Origin of the sequence: Collinsella sp. OM06-18AC, from assembly GCF_003438785.1 — a bacterium.
Lineage (GTDB): Bacteria > Actinomycetota > Coriobacteriia > Coriobacteriales > Coriobacteriaceae > Collinsella.
Genome location: NZ_QSTX01000035.1, coordinates 1 through 678, shown reverse-complemented (window position 1 = coordinate 678; position 678 = coordinate 1). Strand labels below are relative to the sequence as shown.

The following is a 678-nucleotide window of genomic DNA, read 5'->3' as shown; positions in this document are numbered from 1 at the left end:
GGCGTTGCCGCCAACATCCTGCCGGCCATGGGCTTCGCCATGCTCGGCCGCCTGGTGCTCACCAAGCAGCTCGTGCCCTTCTACTTCCTGGGCTTCCTGCTGTGCTCCTACGCCAACGTGCCCGTCCTGGGCGTCGCCCTGATCGCCATCATCATCGGCATCGACAAGTTCGACCTGCTCGGCCTGGGCGGAGCCCAGCCCCAGCTTTCCGCGGAAGGGGATGAGGACGATGACTTCTAGTCCCGAGAACAAGATCACGCGCTCCGACCTCGTCAAGAGCGCCGTCAACGTCGGCGCCCTGGGCATGGAGTTCTCCTGGACCTACTACAAGCAGATGAACATCGCCTTCTGCCTGATGGTCGCCAACATGCTCAAGAAGATCTACGCCGGCCGCCCCGACGACTACGCCGAGGCCCTGCATCGCCACTGCGCGTTCTTCAACATCACCGTCCAGTTCGCCCCGTTCGTCGGCGGCATCGCGATGGCCATGGAGGAGAAGGTCGCCCGCGGCGAGATCGAGCCCGAGAGCGTCAACGACGTCAAGGCCGCCCTCATGGGCCCGCTGTCCGGCATCGGCGACTCCATCTTCCTGTCGACGCTGCGCGTGGTCGCCGCCGCGGTGGGCATCAGCCTGTGCCAGGCCGGCAACCCCTTCGGCCCCATCGCCTTCCTGCTCAT

The 678-nt window shown here is 65.6% G+C and carries 2 protein-coding genes; both read left to right on the top strand.

Annotation, left to right across the window (positions count from 1 at the left end; all coding sequences use genetic code 11):
- A partial coding sequence (locus tag DXB86_RS09860) for a PTS sugar transporter subunit IIC (RefSeq protein WP_147324175.1) occupies positions 1-240 on the top strand: 240 nt, incomplete at its 5' end.
- Positions 221-678, top strand: a 458-nt coding sequence (locus DXB86_RS09855; RefSeq protein WP_147330838.1) for a PTS system mannose/fructose/sorbose family transporter subunit IID, incomplete at its 3' end; no start/stop codon positions are given. The genes DXB86_RS09860 and DXB86_RS09855, both read left to right, overlap by 20 nt.